Origin of the sequence: Burkholderia contaminans, assembly GCF_029633825.1 — a bacterium.
In the GTDB taxonomy this organism is placed as follows: Bacteria; Pseudomonadota; Gammaproteobacteria; order Burkholderiales; family Burkholderiaceae; genus Burkholderia; species Burkholderia contaminans.
Map to the genome: position 1 here is coordinate 61,871 of NZ_CP090645.1, position 17,854 is coordinate 79,724.

Annotated in this window: 24 protein-coding genes; 4 read left to right on the forward strand and 20 right to left on the reverse strand. The window is 60.8% G+C overall.

Features of this window, described 5'->3' with window-relative positions; genetic code table 11:
- Positions 1–9: 9 nt before the first annotated feature.
- A complete protein-coding gene (locus LXE91_RS42560; protein ID WP_222150517.1) occupies positions 10–342 on the forward strand; it encodes a hypothetical protein in 333 nt (110 codons plus the stop codon).
- Positions 343–688: 346 nt separating this feature from the next.
- Entirely contained in the window at positions 689–1,147 is a 459-nt protein-coding gene (locus tag LXE91_RS42570; protein WP_070162849.1) for a hypothetical protein, read from the forward strand.
- A 124-nt stretch (positions 1,148–1,271) separates the two neighbouring features.
- On the opposite strand, the gene LXE91_RS42575 is transcribed toward LXE91_RS42570, so the two are convergent.
- The 3 genes from LXE91_RS42575 to LXE91_RS42585 all read right to left on the reverse strand — a co-directional run bounded on the left by LXE91_RS42575 (position 1,272) and on the right by LXE91_RS42585 (position 3,882).
- Positions 1,272–2,138: a GTPase gene (locus LXE91_RS42575; protein ID WP_070162848.1), complete on the reverse strand. Its 867-nt coding sequence runs from the start codon at positions 2,136–2,138 to the stop codon at positions 1,272–1,274.
- A 74-nt stretch (positions 2,139–2,212) separates the two neighbouring features.
- The gene (locus tag LXE91_RS42580) at positions 2,213–3,304 is read right to left on the reverse strand and encodes a hypothetical protein (protein ID WP_070162847.1); all 1,092 of its coding nucleotides are present in this window, start codon (positions 3,302–3,304) and stop codon (positions 2,213–2,215) included.
- A gap of 95 nt (positions 3,305–3,399) precedes the next feature.
- Entirely contained in the window at positions 3,400–3,882 is a 483-nt protein-coding gene (locus LXE91_RS42585; protein WP_226292502.1) for a DUF6884 domain-containing protein, read from the reverse strand.
- 224 nt (positions 3,883–4,106) lie between these two features.
- On the opposite strand from LXE91_RS42585, the gene LXE91_RS42590 reads away from it, so the two are divergent.
- Together LXE91_RS42590 and LXE91_RS42595 are read left to right on the forward strand one after the other, a co-directional pair.
- The gene (locus LXE91_RS42590; protein ID WP_070162846.1) at positions 4,107–5,786 is read left to right on the forward strand and encodes a DNA sulfur modification protein DndB; all 1,680 of its coding nucleotides are present in this window, start codon (positions 4,107–4,109) and stop codon (positions 5,784–5,786) included.
- A 74-nt stretch (positions 5,787–5,860) separates the two neighbouring features.
- Positions 5,861–6,139: a hypothetical protein gene (locus tag LXE91_RS42595; protein WP_070162845.1), complete on the forward strand. Its 279-nt coding sequence runs from the start codon at positions 5,861–5,863 to the stop codon at positions 6,137–6,139.
- Positions 6,140–6,269: 130 nt separating this feature from the next.
- On the opposite strand, the gene LXE91_RS42600 is transcribed toward LXE91_RS42595, so the two are convergent.
- From LXE91_RS42600 to LXE91_RS42680, 17 genes are all read right to left on the reverse strand, one after another.
- Positions 6,270–6,794 carry a nucleoside 2-deoxyribosyltransferase gene (locus LXE91_RS42600; protein WP_070162844.1) on the reverse strand — a complete coding sequence of 175 codons (525 nt, stop codon included), beginning with the start codon at positions 6,792–6,794 and terminating at the stop codon, positions 6,270–6,272.
- Positions 6,791–6,952 carry a hypothetical protein gene (locus tag LXE91_RS42605; protein ID WP_174990677.1) on the reverse strand — a complete coding sequence of 54 codons (162 nt, stop codon included), beginning with the start codon at positions 6,950–6,952 and terminating at the stop codon, positions 6,791–6,793. Before LXE91_RS42605 ends, LXE91_RS42600 begins: the two co-directional genes overlap by 4 nt.
- Positions 6,953–7,043: 91 nt before the next feature.
- Complete coding sequence (locus LXE91_RS42610; protein ID WP_070162843.1) at positions 7,044–7,343, reverse strand: H-NS histone family protein; 300 nt, start codon at positions 7,341–7,343, stop codon at positions 7,044–7,046.
- Positions 7,344–7,397: 54 nt separating this feature from the next.
- On the reverse strand, positions 7,398–7,604 hold the full coding sequence (locus tag LXE91_RS42615; protein ID WP_070162842.1) for a hypothetical protein: 207 nt from the start codon (positions 7,602–7,604) through the stop codon (positions 7,398–7,400).
- Positions 7,605–7,709: 105 nt separating this feature from the next.
- Positions 7,710–8,027 carry a hypothetical protein gene (locus LXE91_RS42620; protein ID WP_069301965.1) on the reverse strand — a complete coding sequence of 106 codons (318 nt, stop codon included), beginning with the start codon at positions 8,025–8,027 and terminating at the stop codon, positions 7,710–7,712.
- Positions 8,028–8,424: 397 nt separating this feature from the next.
- Positions 8,425–8,607 (reverse strand): hypothetical protein, encoded by a 183-nt coding sequence (locus LXE91_RS42625; RefSeq protein ID WP_141716975.1) that lies wholly within the window; start codon positions 8,605–8,607, stop codon positions 8,425–8,427.
- 372 nt (positions 8,608–8,979) lie between these two features.
- A complete protein-coding gene (locus tag LXE91_RS42630; protein WP_069301963.1) occupies positions 8,980–9,366 on the reverse strand; it encodes a hypothetical protein in 387 nt (128 codons plus the stop codon).
- A gap of 145 nt (positions 9,367–9,511) precedes the next feature.
- Positions 9,512–9,727 (reverse strand): transcriptional regulator, encoded by a 216-nt coding sequence (locus LXE91_RS42635; protein WP_226292008.1) that lies wholly within the window; start codon positions 9,725–9,727, stop codon positions 9,512–9,514.
- A gap of 236 nt (positions 9,728–9,963) precedes the next feature.
- A complete protein-coding gene (locus LXE91_RS42640; protein ID WP_141716974.1) occupies positions 9,964–10,554 on the reverse strand; it encodes a hypothetical protein in 591 nt (196 codons plus the stop codon).
- Complete coding sequence (locus LXE91_RS42645; protein WP_069301961.1) at positions 10,529–11,530, reverse strand: hypothetical protein; 1,002 nt, start codon at positions 11,528–11,530, stop codon at positions 10,529–10,531. The genes LXE91_RS42640 and LXE91_RS42645 overlap by 26 nt, the downstream gene beginning before the upstream one ends.
- Complete coding sequence (locus LXE91_RS42650) at positions 11,505–14,216, reverse strand: type VI secretion system Vgr family protein (protein ID WP_069301960.1); 2,712 nt, start codon at positions 14,214–14,216, stop codon at positions 11,505–11,507. Before LXE91_RS42650 ends, LXE91_RS42645 begins: the two co-directional genes overlap by 26 nt.
- Before the next feature lie 94 nt (positions 14,217–14,310).
- Positions 14,311–14,484 carry a hypothetical protein gene (locus LXE91_RS42655; RefSeq protein ID WP_174990676.1) on the reverse strand — a complete coding sequence of 58 codons (174 nt, stop codon included), beginning with the start codon at positions 14,482–14,484 and terminating at the stop codon, positions 14,311–14,313.
- Positions 14,485–14,629: 145 nt separating this feature from the next.
- Entirely contained in the window at positions 14,630–15,004 is a 375-nt protein-coding gene (locus tag LXE91_RS42660) for a hypothetical protein (RefSeq protein ID WP_069301959.1), read from the reverse strand.
- Positions 15,001–15,741 (reverse strand): hypothetical protein, encoded by a 741-nt coding sequence (locus LXE91_RS42665; RefSeq protein WP_069301958.1) that lies wholly within the window; start codon positions 15,739–15,741, stop codon positions 15,001–15,003. The genes LXE91_RS42660 and LXE91_RS42665 overlap by 4 nt, the downstream gene beginning before the upstream one ends.
- A gap of 14 nt (positions 15,742–15,755) precedes the next feature.
- Positions 15,756–16,841 (reverse strand): hypothetical protein, encoded by a 1,086-nt coding sequence (locus LXE91_RS42670; RefSeq protein ID WP_069301957.1) that lies wholly within the window; start codon positions 16,839–16,841, stop codon positions 15,756–15,758.
- Between the two features lie 47 nt (positions 16,842–16,888).
- Positions 16,889–17,062, reverse strand: coding sequence for a hypothetical protein (locus LXE91_RS42675; RefSeq protein WP_174990675.1), 174 nt, complete (start codon positions 17,060–17,062; stop codon positions 16,889–16,891).
- Positions 17,063–17,075: 13 nt separating this feature from the next.
- Complete coding sequence (locus LXE91_RS42680; RefSeq protein ID WP_083264182.1) at positions 17,076–17,786, reverse strand: helix-turn-helix domain-containing protein; 711 nt, start codon at positions 17,784–17,786, stop codon at positions 17,076–17,078.
- Positions 17,787–17,854: the final 68 nt, after the last annotated feature.

The window sequence follows — 17,854 nt, forward strand, 5'->3', positions numbered from 1 at the left end:
GAGGGCAAAGTGAACTACGCGAAATCGTTCTTCAGTTGGAGACTGACCAACACTGAGTTGGCAGCGTTCGCGCTGGGCCTCGTGGTTGGCGCAGCGGGCGCAATCACCGGCTCTCTCTCATACTGGCACTCGCGCGACGTCGAATCGAGTAATCTCGCGCGAGCCGAGCTCGCGTCGGCAAGGATCCAGCAGGCTCAGTTCCTCGAGATGGTATGCCTCGAGGCTGCGTCGGTGCGGCCGGTCGGAGCGCCGGCGCCAGATCTTCCTACCGAGTGTTCTCCGGTCCTCGCAAAATTGCGTGCCGCGATAGACACCCAATCACCGAATCAACGAGGTAAATGATGAGTAGCTCTGTCCAAATGGAAATCCGACCGGAATGCCTGCAGCCGGCCATCCACTGGGCGTCACCAACCGGCTCTGAAGTTCAGGAGGTCGTTCGTCGGACCGGTATGAGCGCACGAGCTGCCACCCGATACCTCGGTCTTGCGGATCCGACCGGCCGCCAGATTCGGCGGTGGATTGCCAACCAGGCGGCCATTCCGTATTCGGCGTGGGCACTCCTTTGCGACGCTGCCGGATTAGGCCCGATCTGGCGTATTGATCCCGAGTCGCTGTGACATCACACCGTAGCCCGTGACACAGTCGTGCGCTATCCTGCCCACGTCTCCATCACGAGGTCGACAAACCCATGCTCATCCGCGAACAGGGTCGCCAGGTGAAGCTGTTGCGTGTTCAACGCTCCACGGAAACGGGGCGCAACCGTCAGCTGCTTATTGGGGCATTTCGCGCAGGAGATGAGGTTCCGAGAGCATTGCTTGAGCTGCTATCGGTCGAAGAGCACACATCGCTCAATCGGTGGCTTGCGGTCTATCACGCGAGTTCAGAGCTGGCTCGTGCCCGGCCCACGCTTGCAAGTGCATCGGCGCAGCTCGAGGGGATCGTCACCGCAATCGATACAGCGGCTGATACGCTGACGCCGGCGGCGGCCGACCAATTGTGGGCGCAATTGCAAGGCGTCGCGGCAGCGTTGCGACGCGGCGGCCATCCTCGGCTGCGGCGGGCGCCGACAGTTCACGCGCCGCAGCCCGGCCAGCGAGATCTCGTCGACGAGCTCGCCGTTGTCGACAGCGAATTCCGAACGCCGTAGCCGGACTCGTCGCGATCGCGATTCGGGTCGGTCGGACAGCGCACTGGATCGGTCCTTGCGACACGCAAACCCTGCAGCGGAGAGCTGCCTCGAGCTGCTGGAGGCCGAGCCGCGGGGAACCGTTCTACGTTCCGTCGCGCTTTGCAGAGCGGGCGGCGATGGCAGCCACCAGCGCGGCAAATGCGGCCATACCCACCGCTAACCCAATCTCCTTCAGCAACGTTGTCACTGCCCCTTTGGCCCCATGTTGCCTGGCACTCTCCGAAACGTGCTCTTCCCTGGTTCCCCGGACGAATCCGTACCTCGCATGTTCCGGTAACGCGAGGACCATTCGGTCGACCAGTTCGGTCAGTTGCCAGCGGCGTGTCGCGGAGGCGGCGCAGATCTCGGCGGTCGGAAGGTTGAAGAGGGCGCCAACGTCCGATCGCTTCTGCTCGATGTTCGCGAGCTGCTCGGCGCCTGGCCGGCGCTCGTCCCGGATCCAGGCGTCTGTCGGCTCCAGCTTGTCGCATTGATTGACCACCACCAGGAATTTCGTCGCGCTGCGCCCGATTTCCGGCTCCACGATCGTCTGATAGTAGGCTTTGTCGGCCGCCAGGGCGCGGTCGTCGGCTTTGACAACCCACAACACCAGGTCTAATTCCGGGAGGAGGTTGCGGTAGAGTGCTGCGTACTCCACGTCGCGTTCGGCGCTTTCGCCCAAGCCGGGCAGGTCGACCAGGAGCACGCCGGCAAGATCGCCCTGCATGTCGAGGAGGGCCTGCTGCGGTGCACGTGTGCATGCGGACACGTCGTTGACTTCAGCGACGTCGTGTCCGAACAGTGCGTTGAAGAGCGCGGACTTTCCCACCCCGGTCTTGCCGAGCACCCCGACCCTCGGCACGTAGCCCAAGGTTTCTCTGATCTTCTCGATGGTGTCCTTCGTGACCTCGACGCCATGCCTGCGCAGCACGTCGCCGAACGCCTTCACCAGGTGAGGGTCGATGGCCATAATATTGCACGCTCCTTCGAGTGGATGTTGGTGGTAGGGCACCGGCTCTCCGCGGCTACCCCTTGTGTCGTGTGTCAAGCGTCGAACGCTTCGATCATGCGACGCTGGGCCTCGACGATCGCCAAGGTGTTGCCAGGATGCCAGTCGGCGATCGAAAAAGGCATGTTGAAATATGGATAGCAGCTGAAGGCGAACCGGGCGAGCGGCGGCAGCGGACGCGGCGCCCACGGGTTCTCGAGAAGCACTACGTCCTCATGGAACACGAACAGAATGGCCGACAGGCGACTCTTCTTCTTGCCCTCGAGGCGGAAGCGCCCGTCGTGTCCCATACGCTTCGGGCCTGACTGATCCTCGAACACGGGCGCATCCCTCCAGCCGTAGACCCCGTACCACATCCCACCACTGCACAACTCCCGACCAGCGGATCCACGAATGAGCGGCGACGTCTGGTGCGGCTTGACCAGTTGCGAGGCTATGGCGCCGCCAAAGTTGGTGAAATCGGCAACGAGCACGCACGGCCGGTCGGGGTCCACCTGGCCCTCGTCCGGCTTCATCCCGCAGACCCTGCTAATCAGGTTGGCCTGGACGCTGTCCCCTTCCTTCTTCGGATCCGGCCGCCCGCCCGGGGTCAACACGGTCACTGTCGTACGCACCGTCCTATCACCCTCCGTTATCTCCGAGCGTTCGATCCCGTAAGGGTGCTGACCGTTCGGCGTGTTCGCGGCCGCCACGAGGTTGTCCTGCTCCTTGTCCTGGTGCTTCTGAAACACCTCGACCGTCACCGGCCCGTCGCCGGCGTCCACCGAGAAATCCGGCGTGGCGTCGCTGCGTCTGATGATCGGCGTCACCTTGAATCCCGCTTCAAGCAGACCGCCGTATGCGCGGATCTCCGCCAGGGCCGACGAGGCTCCGCTCTCGTCTTGGAGATTGAGAAGGCGATCGACGAGATCTTCCAACCACGCTTCGCCACCAGTCTCCTGGGCAATGCGCGGCACCGATTCGTGGACCAAGATATCGACCACGCGCAGCTTCTCCCGCGCACACAGCGGGAACCACGACGGGTGGCGTACACCGGAGGGTAGTAGCGGTGCATTGTCGAGCTCCTCGAGCTGCTCTGGGGTGAACAGGTCGAACAAGCGGGTGACGGTACGTGTGGAGGTACTCATGCGATGCTCCCTTCCTCGGGCAGGTGGATACGCGATCGGTCGATTGTACGGCGACCACGTGACGATCGCCCTGCAATTGACACGCGAGCGGCCGCCTACAGGCGCTCGCCGCGCAGAAATGCCCCCAGTTGCTGGCGCTGATAGCCGATACTGCCGCCTGTCTCCAGCACAAGCGCACCCGCCGGTATGTGCCCGAGTTCGACCTGGCGTGCTAGACCGGCGTTCATCACGCGCCTGTAGTTCCGGCCGCCAGCGAGCAGGATCGAGCGTGCCGACGCCGGCCACGCCGTCGGCATGAAGCGGTCGAGCTCGCCGAGCATGAGGTCGGCACGGGCGGGCGTCATCAGTTGATCGTAGGGCTCAATGATCGTGTCCGGCGCAATGAAGCCGTGCAGAGCGGACAGGATCATCACCGCCGGCGCCGACGTTGCCCGGACGTTCACGCGGAACGTGCTGTACATCACACCTCGGTACAGATCGATTGCTCGTGCCGCATGCTCCAGCTTGGTCGCGGAGCACGCCATGATCACGAGGGTCGGCGAAAGCTGATTCAAGGGAGGCATGCGGATCTCCTTCAAGCAGCGAGCTCGAATTGAGCGAGTCGACTCGGGACGCTGAGTGGCTCGATTTTCCATGGCTGCCTCGTTTGCGTTGGAGACTCCATTATTGTCGATAATCGAGAAAACGAGCAATAGATATCTATTGCTTAATCTCGTATGCATAACGTAGTATTCAGTCATGGCGTTACCGTCATCGCGCCTCTCCAATAGCCGGCGCGAAACTCAATCGAGGACCTTGGACCATGGCTCGCAACAACTTCTACGTCATCACCCTGAAGGCGATGTTTCTCTCCGACGTCGGCGACGCAGCATTCGGAACAGTGGTCTCATCGCATGCGGAGTCGCACAAAGCGTCCGAGCGCGCGCGCAAGCTCAACCGCGACAGGGAGTGCTCCACCCGAACGCCTGGCTTTGGCTTCATTGATCACGACACGCCGCTGGTCAAAGGGCAGGCATATCCGGAGTTGGCGCAACGCTATCTGCAGATGAAGTTCGATGCTGACGCGATCTATGCGATGAAAGGGGTGCTCGACCCCTACTGGCAGAGCAGCAAGCCCGTGACGGAGGAAGACACCGCGTGGATGCTCGAGCATCTGCAGCTGTCGCTGGGCGAGCTGCGCGAGCGATACGAGGACAAGGCGCGGGCCGAGCTGGATGCCGCACAGATCGATCGCCTAGCGAATGCCGAGCGACGCGCGCGCGTCGAGGCGGTGACCAACGAGCTCGCAACGGAGCGCAGTGAATTCACCTACACGTTTCCCGCCGTCGCCGGCACGCAAGCGGGCCGAAGTTACTATGCCGCTCAGGTGCCGTATAGCGCCCTGGTCAAGCTCTTCGCATTCGACGAGGAGGACACCGTGCCCGCGCGTCTGCGTGCGCAGCGCCAACTCAACGAGCGCCGCGCCGCGGACATTGGCGAGTATCTGGTCGACAACCCCGATAGCTACGTGCTGCCGGCGATCACCGCGAGCGTGTCGGCCGAAATGTCTTTCGAGCCGCTACCCGTGGCGGGTGCTGGTGGACGCATCGGTCTGTTACATGTGCCGATGGGTGCCACGCTGTTGATCAACGACGGTCAGCATCGCCGCAAAGGCATCGAACTCGCGATCGCTCGCCGGCCGGCACTGCGTGAGGAGTCGATCGTCGTGACGATGTTTTTCGATCAGGGCCTCGAGCGCTCGCAACAGATGTTTGCCGACATCAACGGCCGCCAGGTCAAGCCGTCATCCGCCATCAACGCGTTGTACGACCGGCGCGATCCGTTCAATGCCTGGGCGCTGTCGGTCATCGACATGCTGCCGGGGATCGACCGGCGGATCGATGTCGAGAACTCGGCGGTAGCGGCCAAGTCCTCGAAACTCTGGAGCCTGGTCGCGTTCAAGAAGTTCCTCTCGCTGCTCACCGGGGTCACCCAGAAAAACGTCGTCGAGCTGGAACCCAAGCAGTTGGCCCAGATCGACGCGTTTCTGAAGACGTTCTTCGAAGCGTGCGCACGGCACGTTCCGCATTGGGCCGCGATGATCAACGGCGATCTCCCTGCCTTCGAGGTGCGCGAAGAATTTGTGATCGGCCACGCCGTGTGGCTCGAAGCGCTGGGCATATTCGCGCGACGCGCGCTCTTTACCGGCTACATGTTGGATCACGGTCGCCCAGAGGAGGGCGTGATTCATCCAGAGCTCGCGCGGTGGGATCAGATGGCCGCCCTCGCGAAGGTTGATCCGCGGCGCGCCTCGCTGATGTGGGATAACCGCTGCGTCGTTCTCGGTAAAATGCAGAAGACGTCGGACGGCGTGAAGGCGACGGCCTCAAGGCTGCTGCTGTTGGCGCATGTTTCACTGCCGCCCGAGATGGCGGAGCTCGAGATGCGCCTGGATGGCGAGTTCCAATCAAAGCTCACATCGAAGACCGCTGTGGCCGCATGACGTGGTGCGGAGCGGCAGCCACACCGGCGCCGCTCTGCCCGAACGAAGACAACGAAAGGTAATGCACCCACCCGATGAAAGTCCCGGACTACCCCCTCACTGCAGAGACTCTGGCCGCCATGCTCGCGCTTTCACGGATCGAGAACGAGAGCATGCTCAGCGCGCTACGTGATCATCTGGTGCAGGGTGTGCCCTTGTCCGAGGCAGCGGAACGCTATGGATACAAGCGACAGCAGCTTGCGGTCCATGTGAAGGCAATCCAGGAGAAATTTAAGCCGGCGTTCGACTTATACGCGGCGCTGGTCCAGCGTGGACTCGCGAAGTCCCATCGGCCACCCAAGCCCGCGAAGTAGCGCAAGTTCGCCCGAATCAAGCTACCGGCCGCCGCCGGCACGCGTGCAATCCGATTCTCGCTAGGGATTCCTGGGATGAGCGCGCCTGGTCGCGCCAAGCGTCGGAAACGACACTTGCCGGAGCTGAGTATCAAGCCGGTAGGGGCCGGACATTCAGCGATACTGCGATCTCCTGCAGGCAGTCGCGTGGCCCACCACTGACGATCGTCGCCGAGCAGGCGAGCATCAAGTTGACCGGTAGGCCAAAATCCTCAATAAGGTAGCCGCGCATGCATTCTGGCCGACGACCTGCGCTGGGATGGCGGGGCACCCGGTCGATCAACGGCGCGACGTCGCTCGTGTAGGCGAAGACCGGTTTGCCATGTGCTACTGCAAAACCGACCTCGAACGCGGTGCCCGAGTCCGGCTCGCCGGCGCCACGGAAGTCGGCCAGATTTGCCATCACGACGTCGCAGCATTGGATCGACGCGATGTTGCTTTCGTAGATCTGACGCGCCTGGTGCGCAGGCGCTAAGCCCGGGCCGATCTCTGCATCGAGTGGAAAGACCCCTCGGAAACCGAGCTCGTCGCATAGCACTTTTAAAGTAGCGCCGTAGGCGGCCGCATCCGGACGAAACACATCGAAGCCCGCGAGATAAACAATCGGGCGTGTCATACGGCATGGCCAGTCAGCGCGCGGACAATCGCGCGAATCCCGAGCTCGACGGAGCCAAGGACGCCGGCAGCAACCACCGTGCCGACCATGAGAATCAGCCACCAGCGGATGGCCCAGTCGCGGAGCCGGATTAGCGGTTCAATGTATGGCGAGAACATGATGCTCCTCACGTAAATTTGGAGTCTAGTTAAACCATAGTCACTAAACACAACCGGCCCGTACCAAGCTCCGGTTAGTGTGCTCGCCGATTTACTCGGCGTCGGCAATCAGGAAGCGGGCACGATTCTTCCCTGCAATCCATCGCGGCGCCTTACCGCGGCCACTCCAGGTGGCACCCGTCTTCGGATCACGATACTTCGGCGCGATCGGCGCGCGCTCGCTCGCCGCACCAGCGCGACGTCGGCCGAAAAGCTGATCGGGAGTGATGCCGAATTCAGCGATCTGCTCACGCATCGTCGTGATGATGCCATCCAGCTCTGCAAGTCGCGCTTCTTCGGCCTGCTGTGCGAGGGCTTCTGCTTGCGCTTTCAGTTCGAGATAGGTAGCCATGAATGTGAAAGACTTTCCTCTATAAGGTTGCTGGATCAATAAATATACACAGATTCAATAAACGTCGTTCGGCGTAAACCCCTCGGCTGCCGACCGTGTCTCTCCGCAGTATTTGCACTTCCACTCTCGGGTACCGTCGCTGCGCGTGTCATCTTGGATCTCCAGCGTGTGCTTACCGCGCTCTTTGCAAAACGCTCGCTTTTCCTCGATGGTTGTGCGACCGATGCCCGTTACCACCTTGATATCCGAAATCAGACTCATTAGGAATCCTCGTGATTTTACATAATGGAATACATCGCCGTCAGAGGTGCATTTCTGAGTGTTGCACTTTTCGATGACACGTCGACCGTGATTCAAGAGCAAAAATCACCGATCACCGAGATAGTTCGAGACGTCAAATTCGTACTTGCACACGCTACCATCCGATTCGAAGCACCCTATCCATTTCAACGAGCCTGATTCAAAGTAGAGCATGTACTCGCGACGTTCAACGTTGCCAATCGTCATAGCGTCGTCGTAGTGAAGATCGCCGTCTTCGTCGCAGAGCAGTCGCCCGGCCGCAGTCACCTTGCAAAACCGCATTCTGAACTCCGACGGCAGGATGTCCTTGGTGTCGTAGGAATCGACCGCCTCGAAGCCGTCCGGCATTCTGTACGGAAATTTCACAAAACTTAGGAGGGACATGGCTTTCCTTTTCGTCAATCCCGTCGTCGCGTGACTATGACTTCTATGACACCGCTACCGAGAGCAATTCCTCCGCTTATGCACATCGCCGTAAGCCACCCAGTCACATTGAGAGGGAATGACCAAAGAACGCCAACGCAGAAAAATGACACGCAAAGAGCAAGTATCGTGGTGCCCGTCAATACAGAATTCGCGCGTATTTGATACGGGTTTTTCGGATTCGCCAACACAACGAAACCTTGGTGTTCGCCGTACTGAGCCAAGACACGACGGGCCTCCGCTATAGCCGGGGTCGTTGCCATAGGCTCTGCGTTGTCGATAAGGCAACTGAGCGCCGAACCCATCGCGTTCCGAGCTGCCACAAGCTGTTGATAATCACGATCGCTAAGTTCGACGGTCATGCCTCGTCCTTCGAGTGACGTTGCGCTTCATCGCCAAAAAATGTCCTGCGGAACCCGAAAATGTTGAAAGTGTAGAGAGCCCCGAACCACAAAAGTGATGTCAGGAGCACATACAGCACTTGGTCAAGCGCCCCCAGGCTGAGGTACCAAGTCCACCATTGATTAACGACGATCTTCACGTGCGAGATCCTCCCAACGCCCGTTTCTACACCAAACGACACTTCGGGCTTCACGCGAGCGCGTTATATAGCCCTCCGTTTGACACGGCTTTTCTCGATCGACTAGGCCATAACGGGCTGCATTTTCGTCCGCGACTGCTCGGGCCACAATGAACGGGGCGTCGTTTGGTAGTGCTTGTGCGAACAGTGCACGCGGCTCTAGTAAGAAGACCGCGAATGGGACAACCAGGGTTCCTTTCATTGCGTGCCTCACACCATGTGCTCCTGGGCACCTCCGCCCGATCTGTCCACCTGCTCCGACGTCGCAGCATTGGCCTTTCTCGCACGCGCCGCGTCAACTATCAAGTCAAGCTTCGTTGCATGAAATGTGGCTCACATTTTCTGTAGCTCAACGGGGGAAAACATCAGGATCGCGAAATAGCCCGTCCTGGTCGTGAAAGGCCCATCGGTCCATCCCTTCGGTACCTGGATCAGGGCGAAAGAGTTGGTTTGGATACCATCGACCGGCACGTCCACCTTGTGCTTGGTCAGCGTCTCGAGATCCTTCTGCGTAAACGGCTTAACCACACCCTTCACCGGCACCCACTTCCCGGCGCGGAATTCGGAGAGCGAATACGTGTCACCTGCCGATTCGACCTTGACGAGCGGATTCACCTTGCCATGCTCTTCAACTCCGTACGTTCCCGCTACGCCCTCGGTACCGTTATGGCACGCAGCCAAAAACAGACTCAGGATTCCCGCACACACGATCTTTATCATTTTCTGCTCGTCTGTCTACATTTTGCACGGCGGCCGGCCGGCACGGAACGTCGACACATACCACGTTAGATACGCACGGGAGTGTTGACGCTGATCCCGATTCCTCATTGAGTATATCTACATACTATATACTCAATGAGTGCTGTCAAGGACAGTGTTTGTCGCGGCCCAGGATCTCGCGGATGAACTTCCACGCCATGTCCGGCATGGAGCGATACTCTGCAGAACTGGATGGGAGTAGCCAGTTGTCGAGTGCGCGCTTCTTCGCACCAATGCGTTCCGCGAACTCTTCACGCGTCATGCCTAGAACACTCATGGCGTGTCGCAGGAAATCCTGTTGTGTGTGCGGAAGCTTCTTCACGCGCCCTCCCCTTATATACTCATCGAGTATCTTAGGCGACCGAGGACACTACGTCGATCATATTCGCTGGTTATCGGCAAGATGCAGCGTATTCTTAAATCGAAGCGACATGGATCGCCAGACCATTCAGCTTCGATGCGATCTGTAGTCTGCAGCGGCACGGGTCCTGGACGTCGCGCGCAAGCTCGTGGACCGGACCGAGCTACTCGGCGCCCTGCCGACGAGCGAGCGCGCTACTACTTGCGCTGCACGAATGTGCTGCCGTTGTAACGATATTCGCGCGTCGCATTACCGGCGTCGTCGATATTGGTCCAGGTGATCTTGAATCCGAATGGGTTCTCGACCCACTCAATCGCGAGCCACGGCGACCGATAGCCTCCATTGTCATCGAGAGACACGCTGTGCAAACAGCTTTGTACCGGCATCGAATAGACCGGGACCGCGGCGTTGCCGTTGACCTGCAGCGCATACAGCGTGCTCTCGTCGCCGGCTCCGCAAAAGCCCATCGGCTTGTTGCTCGACGATTGGCTCACGACCACCAGCACCAACTCCTTTCCGTCGACGACCTTTGATGTCGCCGATGGAAATCCGATGCCCGACGATGAAGCGACGGTCCGACGAAATGCCGTGGGCAACTTCACCGTGATTGTGCGGTGATGGGCGGCGTCTACTTCGATCAGCCGCTTTCCATCTTCAGTCGGTTGGAACCGAAGTCCATTCGAAAGCTGAACCGAGGCGGGCGCCTGTTCGTCCGCGAACGCGTTCACCGCACCGGCCACAGCAACAGCAACGACGCAACACTTAATTACCGAAGATATGATCGACATAGCAGATTCCGGAATACTTCCATGGATGATCTTTGGTTTGACCACCCTTCATTTTCGGGTACTCATCCTTGTCGCGCGCGCGAAGCTCTGCTTCACTCTTGCCTGCGTTCGAAGGGTTAGTCATGTCCCATCCTATGTTACCCGCTTGCGTGTCGCACAACACGTCGTTACGCTCGATCGTCCCCGCCGCCTTATCGACCTTGTAGTAGCTGCCACCGTTCCATCTCGAAAACGTCTCACGTCGAAGCTGCTCCTCGGTGTAGGGAAGGCCCTCAAAGTGCTTAATGGCATCGTTTTGCTTCTGCTGCCACAACGCAACACCAGCCTTGATGTTCTCCTTCCAGCTCCAGACCTGTTCATACGTTGGTGCGGGATGCGTCATTTGCGTCATGCCGAACCCCTTGTCGCCCGCGACCACGGGCTCCTCGTCAGAATTCCTGAAGTTTTTGAAGTGGCTCTCCTGATCGAGAACGAGATCAAAGCCGACCGTCTTTGGAATCGGTTTGAGAAAGGCGAGCACGTCGTCTTTCGATGGATTTTTCCCGAGAATGATCACGGTACGTCGGAAGTCCGTTGTGCCCGCCTTGACCTCGACGGACAGCTTCCCGCCGAGGATCTTGTCGTTCAGTTTCGCGTCCCACACCTTGTCATTACTGGTAAAAGACCCGGTCTCCGAAAACGACCGGACTTTCTTACCGCGGTTTCGCTTCTCGTTCAGCGGGCTCACCTGCGCATCCCATACGATCGTCCACTTCCATTGGTAGGGGGGAGGATCGTCCGACTTAAACTCGAACGTAATCGACGGAAACTTCGCGGTTTCGTCGATGTAGAACTTGTCTCCTGTCGCGGGGCGCACCCATTCACCGGCGTCGTTCTGAATGACAGCCTTCACCAGCGAATTTTGATCAGTGCCGGTCGTCGACGCGTGCCTCACGTGCCGCTTCACCGTCTTACGCTTCTTCTTCGTCGCCGTCATCATCGACCTCCTTGTAGACCGTCAGCGAAAGAGACTCTGGTTGATCGGTATAAATATGCTGAGTAAAGCCGTTTGCATCGCTGAAGCCGCTCCACTTCTTGCCGGATTCGCTTTCGATCTCGTACTTTGTGTGTGGCAGAACGGTCGTGCCATCGTCGTCGACCAGGTGGAACTGTTCGTGATATCGGGGGGTGTCCCCCGCATGGGGTAGCCCAGGAAGGACATAGCCTTGCGCGGTCGGTCCGTCCAGACTGTGCGACGCGCCCTTGATATCGATCTTGCCAGGCGCGTGGATCTGGATGTCACCGTTTGCGATGCGGATGTAGGCGCCGCCGGAAGTTAGGTAGATCTCTTGATCAGCAGCAACCTCGATTTTCGCGGTCGTCGAAAGGACTTTGACCGATTTCTGGGCGGTCAGCTCGATGTTGTCCGAGTGCGCTTGCACCTCGATCTTGCCGCGGCCGGCGAACAATTTCATGCCGGCACTCTGAACGAAAATGCTCAGCTTGTTGGCGACGCTCGCGATCAGCGACTTCCCGACCGCCACGTGCGTGCTCTGACCGCTGACGATGTTGACGTGTTGCGCAGCCGACAGGTGGGCGGAGTCGTTCGTCGAGATCGCGATGCCCGACGGACTTCCCAAAAGCATGATCGGTTCTTTGAAGGTATTCGCAGAACCCGTACCACCGCCTGCTGTGCGTCCCCCAGACGCGGAACCGGGGGCCGACTCTTGCGACGCGTCGGTCAGCTGCTTCAATGCGTCGTATCCGGCCTGCAAGCCCTCGGCGTCGTGTGCGGTGCTTGCGTCGGAAAGTGATTCGAGCAAGCTCTCGGCCCGCACCAGTTGCTGTTGTGTCTCGCGTGCGTCGAGTGGCTGGCTGTCGACCGGCTTCGGATACGTGGTAACGTATAGCCCACGATTCGCGCGAACTGCACCGTAGCTGTCGGTTCGGAGATCGAAGCCGGTCCCTAGGTAATCACCGCGCGCATTGCCGGTCTGCTGGATCAGGTAGCCGAGATGCAGCGCGGAATTTCCTTGGCTGCTGAACAACTGCACACGGTTTTGCCCGGTCGAGTCGTCCATCACCATCTGGTTGTACCCTGCCCCGGCGAACTCCTTCGACCGATAGCCCGATAGCAGACCATTCGTATGCCACTGGGGCTTCGTCGCGCCGTTATAGACGCGTGCAATTGCGATTGGGCGGTCACAGTCCCCACCGACGTAATCGATCAAGACCTCTTCGCCGACTCGCGGTGGATGGACGGCACCGTACCCGCTGCCGGTATCGGACTGCGCAACGCGGACCCAGCACGATGCGCTCTCGTTCCCGTCGTTAACACGATCCCAAATGAATCGCACCTTGATGCGGTTCAACTCGTCGGTGTAGACCTCTTCGTTCTGCGGGCCGACCACGACCGCGGTCTCGAGATGTGTGGTCGGCTTGGCATGATCAAACGGGCTTCGGAACGGAACCGTCGTCCGCTGTGCTTCGATCTCCACCTGATACGCACCCGTGGATCCGTCCGCAGCCGGCGAGGTATGCGCACCGCTGCCCAGGTCGTCAACCCCAGACTCGGCGATCAGCCGGTCGAGGCTATGTGGCATCCGGGTCGACGTTTGCGAGATCGGCAAGTTGTTCCGCACGATCCAGCGCACCGCGATCGCAGCGAATTCGCGCTGCTCGGTCGAGTCGCTGTCGTGATCGGGGTGGCCGTTCAAGGTGAAACGTTTGCCTGCGTCTGCTGCTCGCCAACCGCCGACACCGAAAAAACGCTTTGACCGTGATTCCCATTCTTCGAGGCGGGTTTTGGACAGCGCGTCGCCTCGCTCCTGCGCCATGAACGTATAGGCACCGGTGTACTGATAGACCTCGGCTTGCTCCGGAAGATCGCCCTGATTCGGCATCGTCGGCAACGACGTTCCCTTCGCGTTGAACGCGCTCGCCGGATTCTTGTAGTCGAAGGTGCGCGTGGTCAGCGACGTGCTTTGCAGCGTGCGCGTGCCGCTCCACTGCGTGAGCGCGTCCGAAACGATGGTCGTGCCTGCACGGGAAAACGTGAGCGGCAGTGCTTCATCGAGAGCCGTCAGGCGATCGGTGATGACAAGGCGGTGCGCTTTGCCGTCGCTGTCCTGCTTCCAGTAGCCGTACAGCCCTTCCGATTCCAGGAGCCGGTGGACGAAATTCCAATCTGTCTCGTTCTGGCGGCAGAACGAGAGCGATGGCAAGGTGCGCGACAGATGAAACTCGAAGAAGCCGCGTGCTTGGGGATGCGCGTTGAAAATGTCTGTGACGATCGAGTCGACCGACCTGTCCTGCCAGATCTTCTGGTCGCGGCGAAATCGAAGAAAGTGCATCCACGAGGCGATAGTCAACTGGTGAAACGTCAGTCCGCCGTCGGCACCCAGACGTCTCGCCGTATGCACGTAGCCGTTGTGTGGCGCGTAGGCGCCACTGCTCTGCTGGATCCAGACTGTCGCAGGCTGCGCGATGAGTTTTTTCAGCTCGACGCTCGACGTCGTCGAGACGACGTCGACGACAAACTCGAAATCGCGGCCGAGTCGTGATTCCCCGACCATCTGGTGGGGAAGCAAAACGTCGCTTCCCAACGACGTATCCAACTTGAGAAGACGGTCTTGCTGAATCAGTCCGCCTCGAATAAGCTGCATAAGATTACGCGAATCCATCTGCACACCTTTCTTTTTTATTACGCACACTTGCAAGGTGTAATGACACTTTGCCCTCGCGTCCGATTGTACAGAATGGAAAATCTCGCGAATCTCAAAGATGGTTAATGTTGGTAAAGGCGGTTATATCGCATTCCTTGATATCTGTCGGCTCGATAGAAAATAAAATCCGCTCGATTGAATGGCTGATATCGGCCCCGGCAATACCCCACTCACATCGGAGAATTTTTCTCACGAACTCGCCCGCACCGTTCGCACTGGTACGCATGCGTCCCGGTATCGTTCAGGATGTAGTGGTAGTGGCCGTGCCGGACCCAACGGTGGATCCCAAACAAGCACGCAATGCGCGTCGCCCAAGCACCAAGCATAACGTTCTCCTATTGGATCAAATGGGCGGGTCGCACGCTTTGTCGCTATGACGTTGCTGCGAGCGATACGATCGGCCCGGTGTTCCACGCCCGCCACACATTGGCGTAGGTGATCGCTTGAATTCGGTCGAATGCCCCACCGAACTGGCCGCCCATTGCCTCGATCGTACGGGCCGCCTTGACCACCGTCGCATGCCATACGAGTCGTGCCGTGTCAGTGTCGTACTCGTTCCACTTTCCGTCATCATGCAGGTCGTCCAGAAGTCCCTGCACTTCGTGCTCCAGTGCATCGAGCGCCGAACTCGGCAACTGCCGATCTCGGTCGAACCTACGGGCGACCCGAATCTCAGCCAGCCCGCGCCAGAGCCAAACCTGGGCATCGGTTCGATCCTGCTCGCTATTCCACGGGTCACGGGTCATCGCGGGTTGGCTCCCAGGCCGAATACTCTCCGCAGACGCGCAATCCATTTACGCCGTGCAGCATGAAGGTGGATCCGCAACGGCACTTGTGCGCACCGGCTCTTGGCCAGCGCGAAGCGCATCAAGGCCCAAGGTCGCCAGATCGGTGGCCGTGCCCGGCCGGCGATCGCTCTGTCATGGATATGCCGCTCGATATCGCGCTCGTATCGACTGAGTTGTCGACGCGGCAGGCCGAACTGCTTCCGGAGCGCCGCAGCGAGTGCGAGCGCGCGATCCGCGACGTCGTACGCGCGGCGGGCAAGGAGCTCAAGCGCGCCGCTGGGACCATAGAACTCCGAGTCGTACCACTCGCCGACCTGCCGGCTCGCTGCCGCGATCTCGCGCTGCAGATCGCGGTAGCTTGCTTCGAACCTCAAGTGACGCGCCCCCTGCCCGGTCGTCGCCGCATCGGCCAGGTCGGGCAGCGCGAACTCGAAGCACTCAGGCTGGCTCCACGGCGGGATCTCCTCTGCCGTATAGGCATTCTCGTTGATCAGCTTCCGGCAGCGATTCGCGTACGTTTCGAGCCGTTCGGCATTGTCGAGCGCGCGGCGGCCGCTGTCGGTCAATGCGATCACGCGGGCCCGACGTGCGTCGAGCGCCCACTTCCAGACCGCACCGATCATACCGAGCACGGCCACCACGGTTGCTCCGGTGATCAGATTGCCGTGATCCGACTTTTCGGGTTCGCTGGCCATCGCAGAGATCTCCGTCAAAACCCATACGGGTCGTCGCCCCAGCTCCGCAGCACCTGATAATCCAGTTCGGGCAGCATGATCAAGCCGGCCTCGGCGGCCTCGAGCACGCGTGTCATCTGCCCTTCCAGGATCAGGTTGCCGTGCAGACCGTAGAAATACCATGCGAACGGATGGCCGATGCGCTCGTCGAACTGGGTGAGCTTGCCGAACAGGCTGTATGCGTCGAGCTTGGCGGTGTTCCGCAGCTGCGCCACCTTGCGCGTATGCGTCCAGGCCGGCACAAAGTCCATCTGCCGCCCGCTGCGCCCATCGTCGTAGTCCTCGATCTTGAACACCCAGCGCAAGCACGCGCGCGCGCCGGCATGGCCCGCGCTCGACGCGGCCCAGTCGTCAAAAAACCGTCGGCCGCGCCATCGGCGCCGGTCGTAGCCGGGCGTGAGGTCACGCACGGCCACGACACGTTGCTCGCCAGTCGTCCGGTTGGTTTCGACGAACTGCCGAGCGCCGTCGCGCTGCCGGCGCACCCGATACACCGCCTCGGCGAGCTCGATGAAGTGCTGCATGTCGGTGGCCGCCTGCAGGCGATAGCGCGGTGCACCCAACTGGCGTTGCTCGAACTGTTCGTCCGGCGCGCTGCTCCAGCCGTTGCGCAGGTCATCCTCGCCCGGAGCCCCCGAGGATGCATCGCGCGGAAACACTTCGCGCTCGACGAATTCCTGCTCTTCCCAGACCTCGAGCTGCACGAAGTTGTCCTGGTCGCCGCCGCGATCGTGGACAAAGTAATGCAGCACGGACTCGATCTCGACCAGCTGGTAGCCGGCTTCCCTGTACGCGTGCCACACCGCACGTGCCGAGCCGTCATGCGCGTCGAGCTGCGCGTCGATCCACGCGCGGTAGTCGGGGGCGATCTCGCGGCCGTTCGCGTCGATCACGCGCGCCGGCCGCGCACCGAACTCGTCGCGCGATTTCACATGCCGCGCGCCACGAAACTCGGTGCGCGTCGCGAAGGCCGTCAGCAAGTCGGCGTGTTTTGGGGTGACGGGCGTGGTCGCGACGATCGTCGCCAGCACGTCGGTCTGCAGGTCGTATTCCTTGCGCATCGCAGGGCTCCGTTTACGTTGTGGTCACCGCCGGGACACCGGCCAGGTCATTTAGTTGATGCTGCCTCGAATGCCCAAGCGGCGACGCCTGCAATGCCGCAGCCGATCATGGCCACGGCCCACCCAATCGCCGCAGTTGAGGGAAGCGAACCGACTCTCACAAAGAACGCAGGGAGGCCGATGAGCCCGCCCGCAAGAAACAGCGCATTGCTGAGTTTCATCGCCTGCCTCCCGTCATTGCGTCGATCGCGCGGCGGCCGGCGGCACGCGCTGCTCGAGGTGGATCACGTTCGACCGCGCGAAGCTCACGCGCTCGCCGAGGGTAAAGGTTTCGAGCGGAGCACCTGCGGGATACGACGCGACGATGCCCGTCACGATCCCGCCATACGTGTGCTCGTCGGCCAGCCCATCGTGGACCCGGTCGACACACACGGTGGCCTGGATCAGCGGCCCGGCGATCGCCTGCAGCTGCACGACGTCGCCGCGCTCGATGGTGCTGCGCTGGACGTCGCGCTGCGCGTCCCAGCCCCAGCTCGGTGCCGGCGCTGTCGTGAAATCCCCCCGGAACCGCGTGCCCCATTCGCGACACAGCAGCTGCCAGGACGCGACCGGCATCGTGCCCTGCCCGGCTTCCCAGCGCTGCACCTGGCGCGGGGTCACGCCCACGCGCTCGGCGACGGCCGCCTGGGTCCGGCCGTGCTGCGTGCGCAGGTGGACGAGCTCGGCCGCGGTCGGCGGGTGGGCCACACGCACGCGCGGCGTCGCCTCCAGCGTGACCCCGCCGTCCCATTCGAGCGTGACCGGGCCGTAGCACTTCGCGCAGGTCGTGGCCGCACCGTCGTAGCTGTCGTCGGCGTGGCGCACCTCGCCGCGATGCCCGCAGGCGGTGCAGCGATACACGTACAACACGCCCTCGACGAGCGCCCCCTCAATGACCTTTTCCATCGTGGTCCTCCGACCAGAACCCGACATAACGTCGTGTAGCATCAGCGCAGCACGACATTTTGTCGTGT

Coding starts and splice junctions, on each gene's coding strand:
- LXE91_RS42680 (WP_083264182.1), bottom strand. CDS start 17,786: ATGGAAAAGGTCATTGAGGGGGCGCTCGTCGAGGGCGTGTTGTACGTG.
- LXE91_RS42595 (WP_070162845.1), top strand. CDS start 5,861: ATGAAAGTCCCGGACTACCCCCTCACTGCAGAGACTCTGGCCGCCATG.
- LXE91_RS42630 (WP_069301963.1), bottom strand. CDS start 9,366: ATGATAAAGATCGTGTGTGCGGGAATCCTGAGTCTGTTTTTGGCTGCG.
- LXE91_RS42590 (WP_070162846.1), top strand. CDS start 4,107: ATGGCTCGCAACAACTTCTACGTCATCACCCTGAAGGCGATGTTTCTC.
- LXE91_RS42655 (WP_174990676.1), bottom strand. CDS start 14,484: ATGCGTACCAGTGCGAACGGTGCGGGCGAGTTCGTGAGAAAAATTCTC.
- LXE91_RS42570 (WP_070162849.1), top strand. CDS start 689: ATGCTCATCCGCGAACAGGGTCGCCAGGTGAAGCTGTTGCGTGTTCAA.
- LXE91_RS42645 (WP_069301961.1), bottom strand. CDS start 11,530: ATGACGGCGACGAAGAAGAAGCGTAAGACGGTGAAGCGGCACGTGAGG.
- LXE91_RS42600 (WP_070162844.1), bottom strand. CDS start 6,794: ATGACACGCCCGATTGTTTATCTCGCGGGCTTCGATGTGTTTCGTCCG.
- LXE91_RS42615 (WP_070162842.1), bottom strand. CDS start 7,604: ATGAGTCTGATTTCGGATATCAAGGTGGTAACGGGCATCGGTCGCACA.
- LXE91_RS42670 (WP_069301957.1), bottom strand. CDS start 16,841: ATGCGCAAGGAATACGACCTGCAGACCGACGTGCTGGCGACGATCGTC.
- LXE91_RS42575 (WP_070162848.1), bottom strand. CDS start 2,138: ATGGCCATCGACCCTCACCTGGTGAAGGCGTTCGGCGACGTGCTGCGC.
- LXE91_RS42675 (WP_174990675.1), bottom strand. CDS start 17,062: ATGAAACTCAGCAATGCGCTGTTTCTTGCGGGCGGGCTCATCGGCCTC.
- LXE91_RS42620 (WP_069301965.1), bottom strand. CDS start 8,027: ATGTCCCTCCTAAGTTTTGTGAAATTTCCGTACAGAATGCCGGACGGC.
- LXE91_RS42610 (WP_070162843.1), bottom strand. CDS start 7,343: ATGGCTACCTATCTCGAACTGAAAGCGCAAGCAGAAGCCCTCGCACAG.
- LXE91_RS42640 (WP_141716974.1), bottom strand. CDS start 10,554: ATGTCGATCATATCTTCGGTAATTAAGTGTTGCGTCGTTGCTGTTGCT.
- LXE91_RS42650 (WP_069301960.1), bottom strand. CDS start 14,216: ATGGATTCGCGTAATCTTATGCAGCTTATTCGAGGCGGACTGATTCAG.
- LXE91_RS42660 (WP_069301959.1), bottom strand. CDS start 15,004: ATGACCCGTGACCCGTGGAATAGCGAGCAGGATCGAACCGATGCCCAG.
- LXE91_RS42605 (WP_174990677.1), bottom strand. CDS start 6,952: ATGTTCTCGCCATACATTGAACCGCTAATCCGGCTCCGCGACTGGGCC.
- LXE91_RS42580 (WP_070162847.1), bottom strand. CDS start 3,304: ATGAGTACCTCCACACGTACCGTCACCCGCTTGTTCGACCTGTTCACC.
- LXE91_RS42665 (WP_069301958.1), bottom strand. CDS start 15,741: ATGGCCAGCGAACCCGAAAAGTCGGATCACGGCAATCTGATCACCGGA.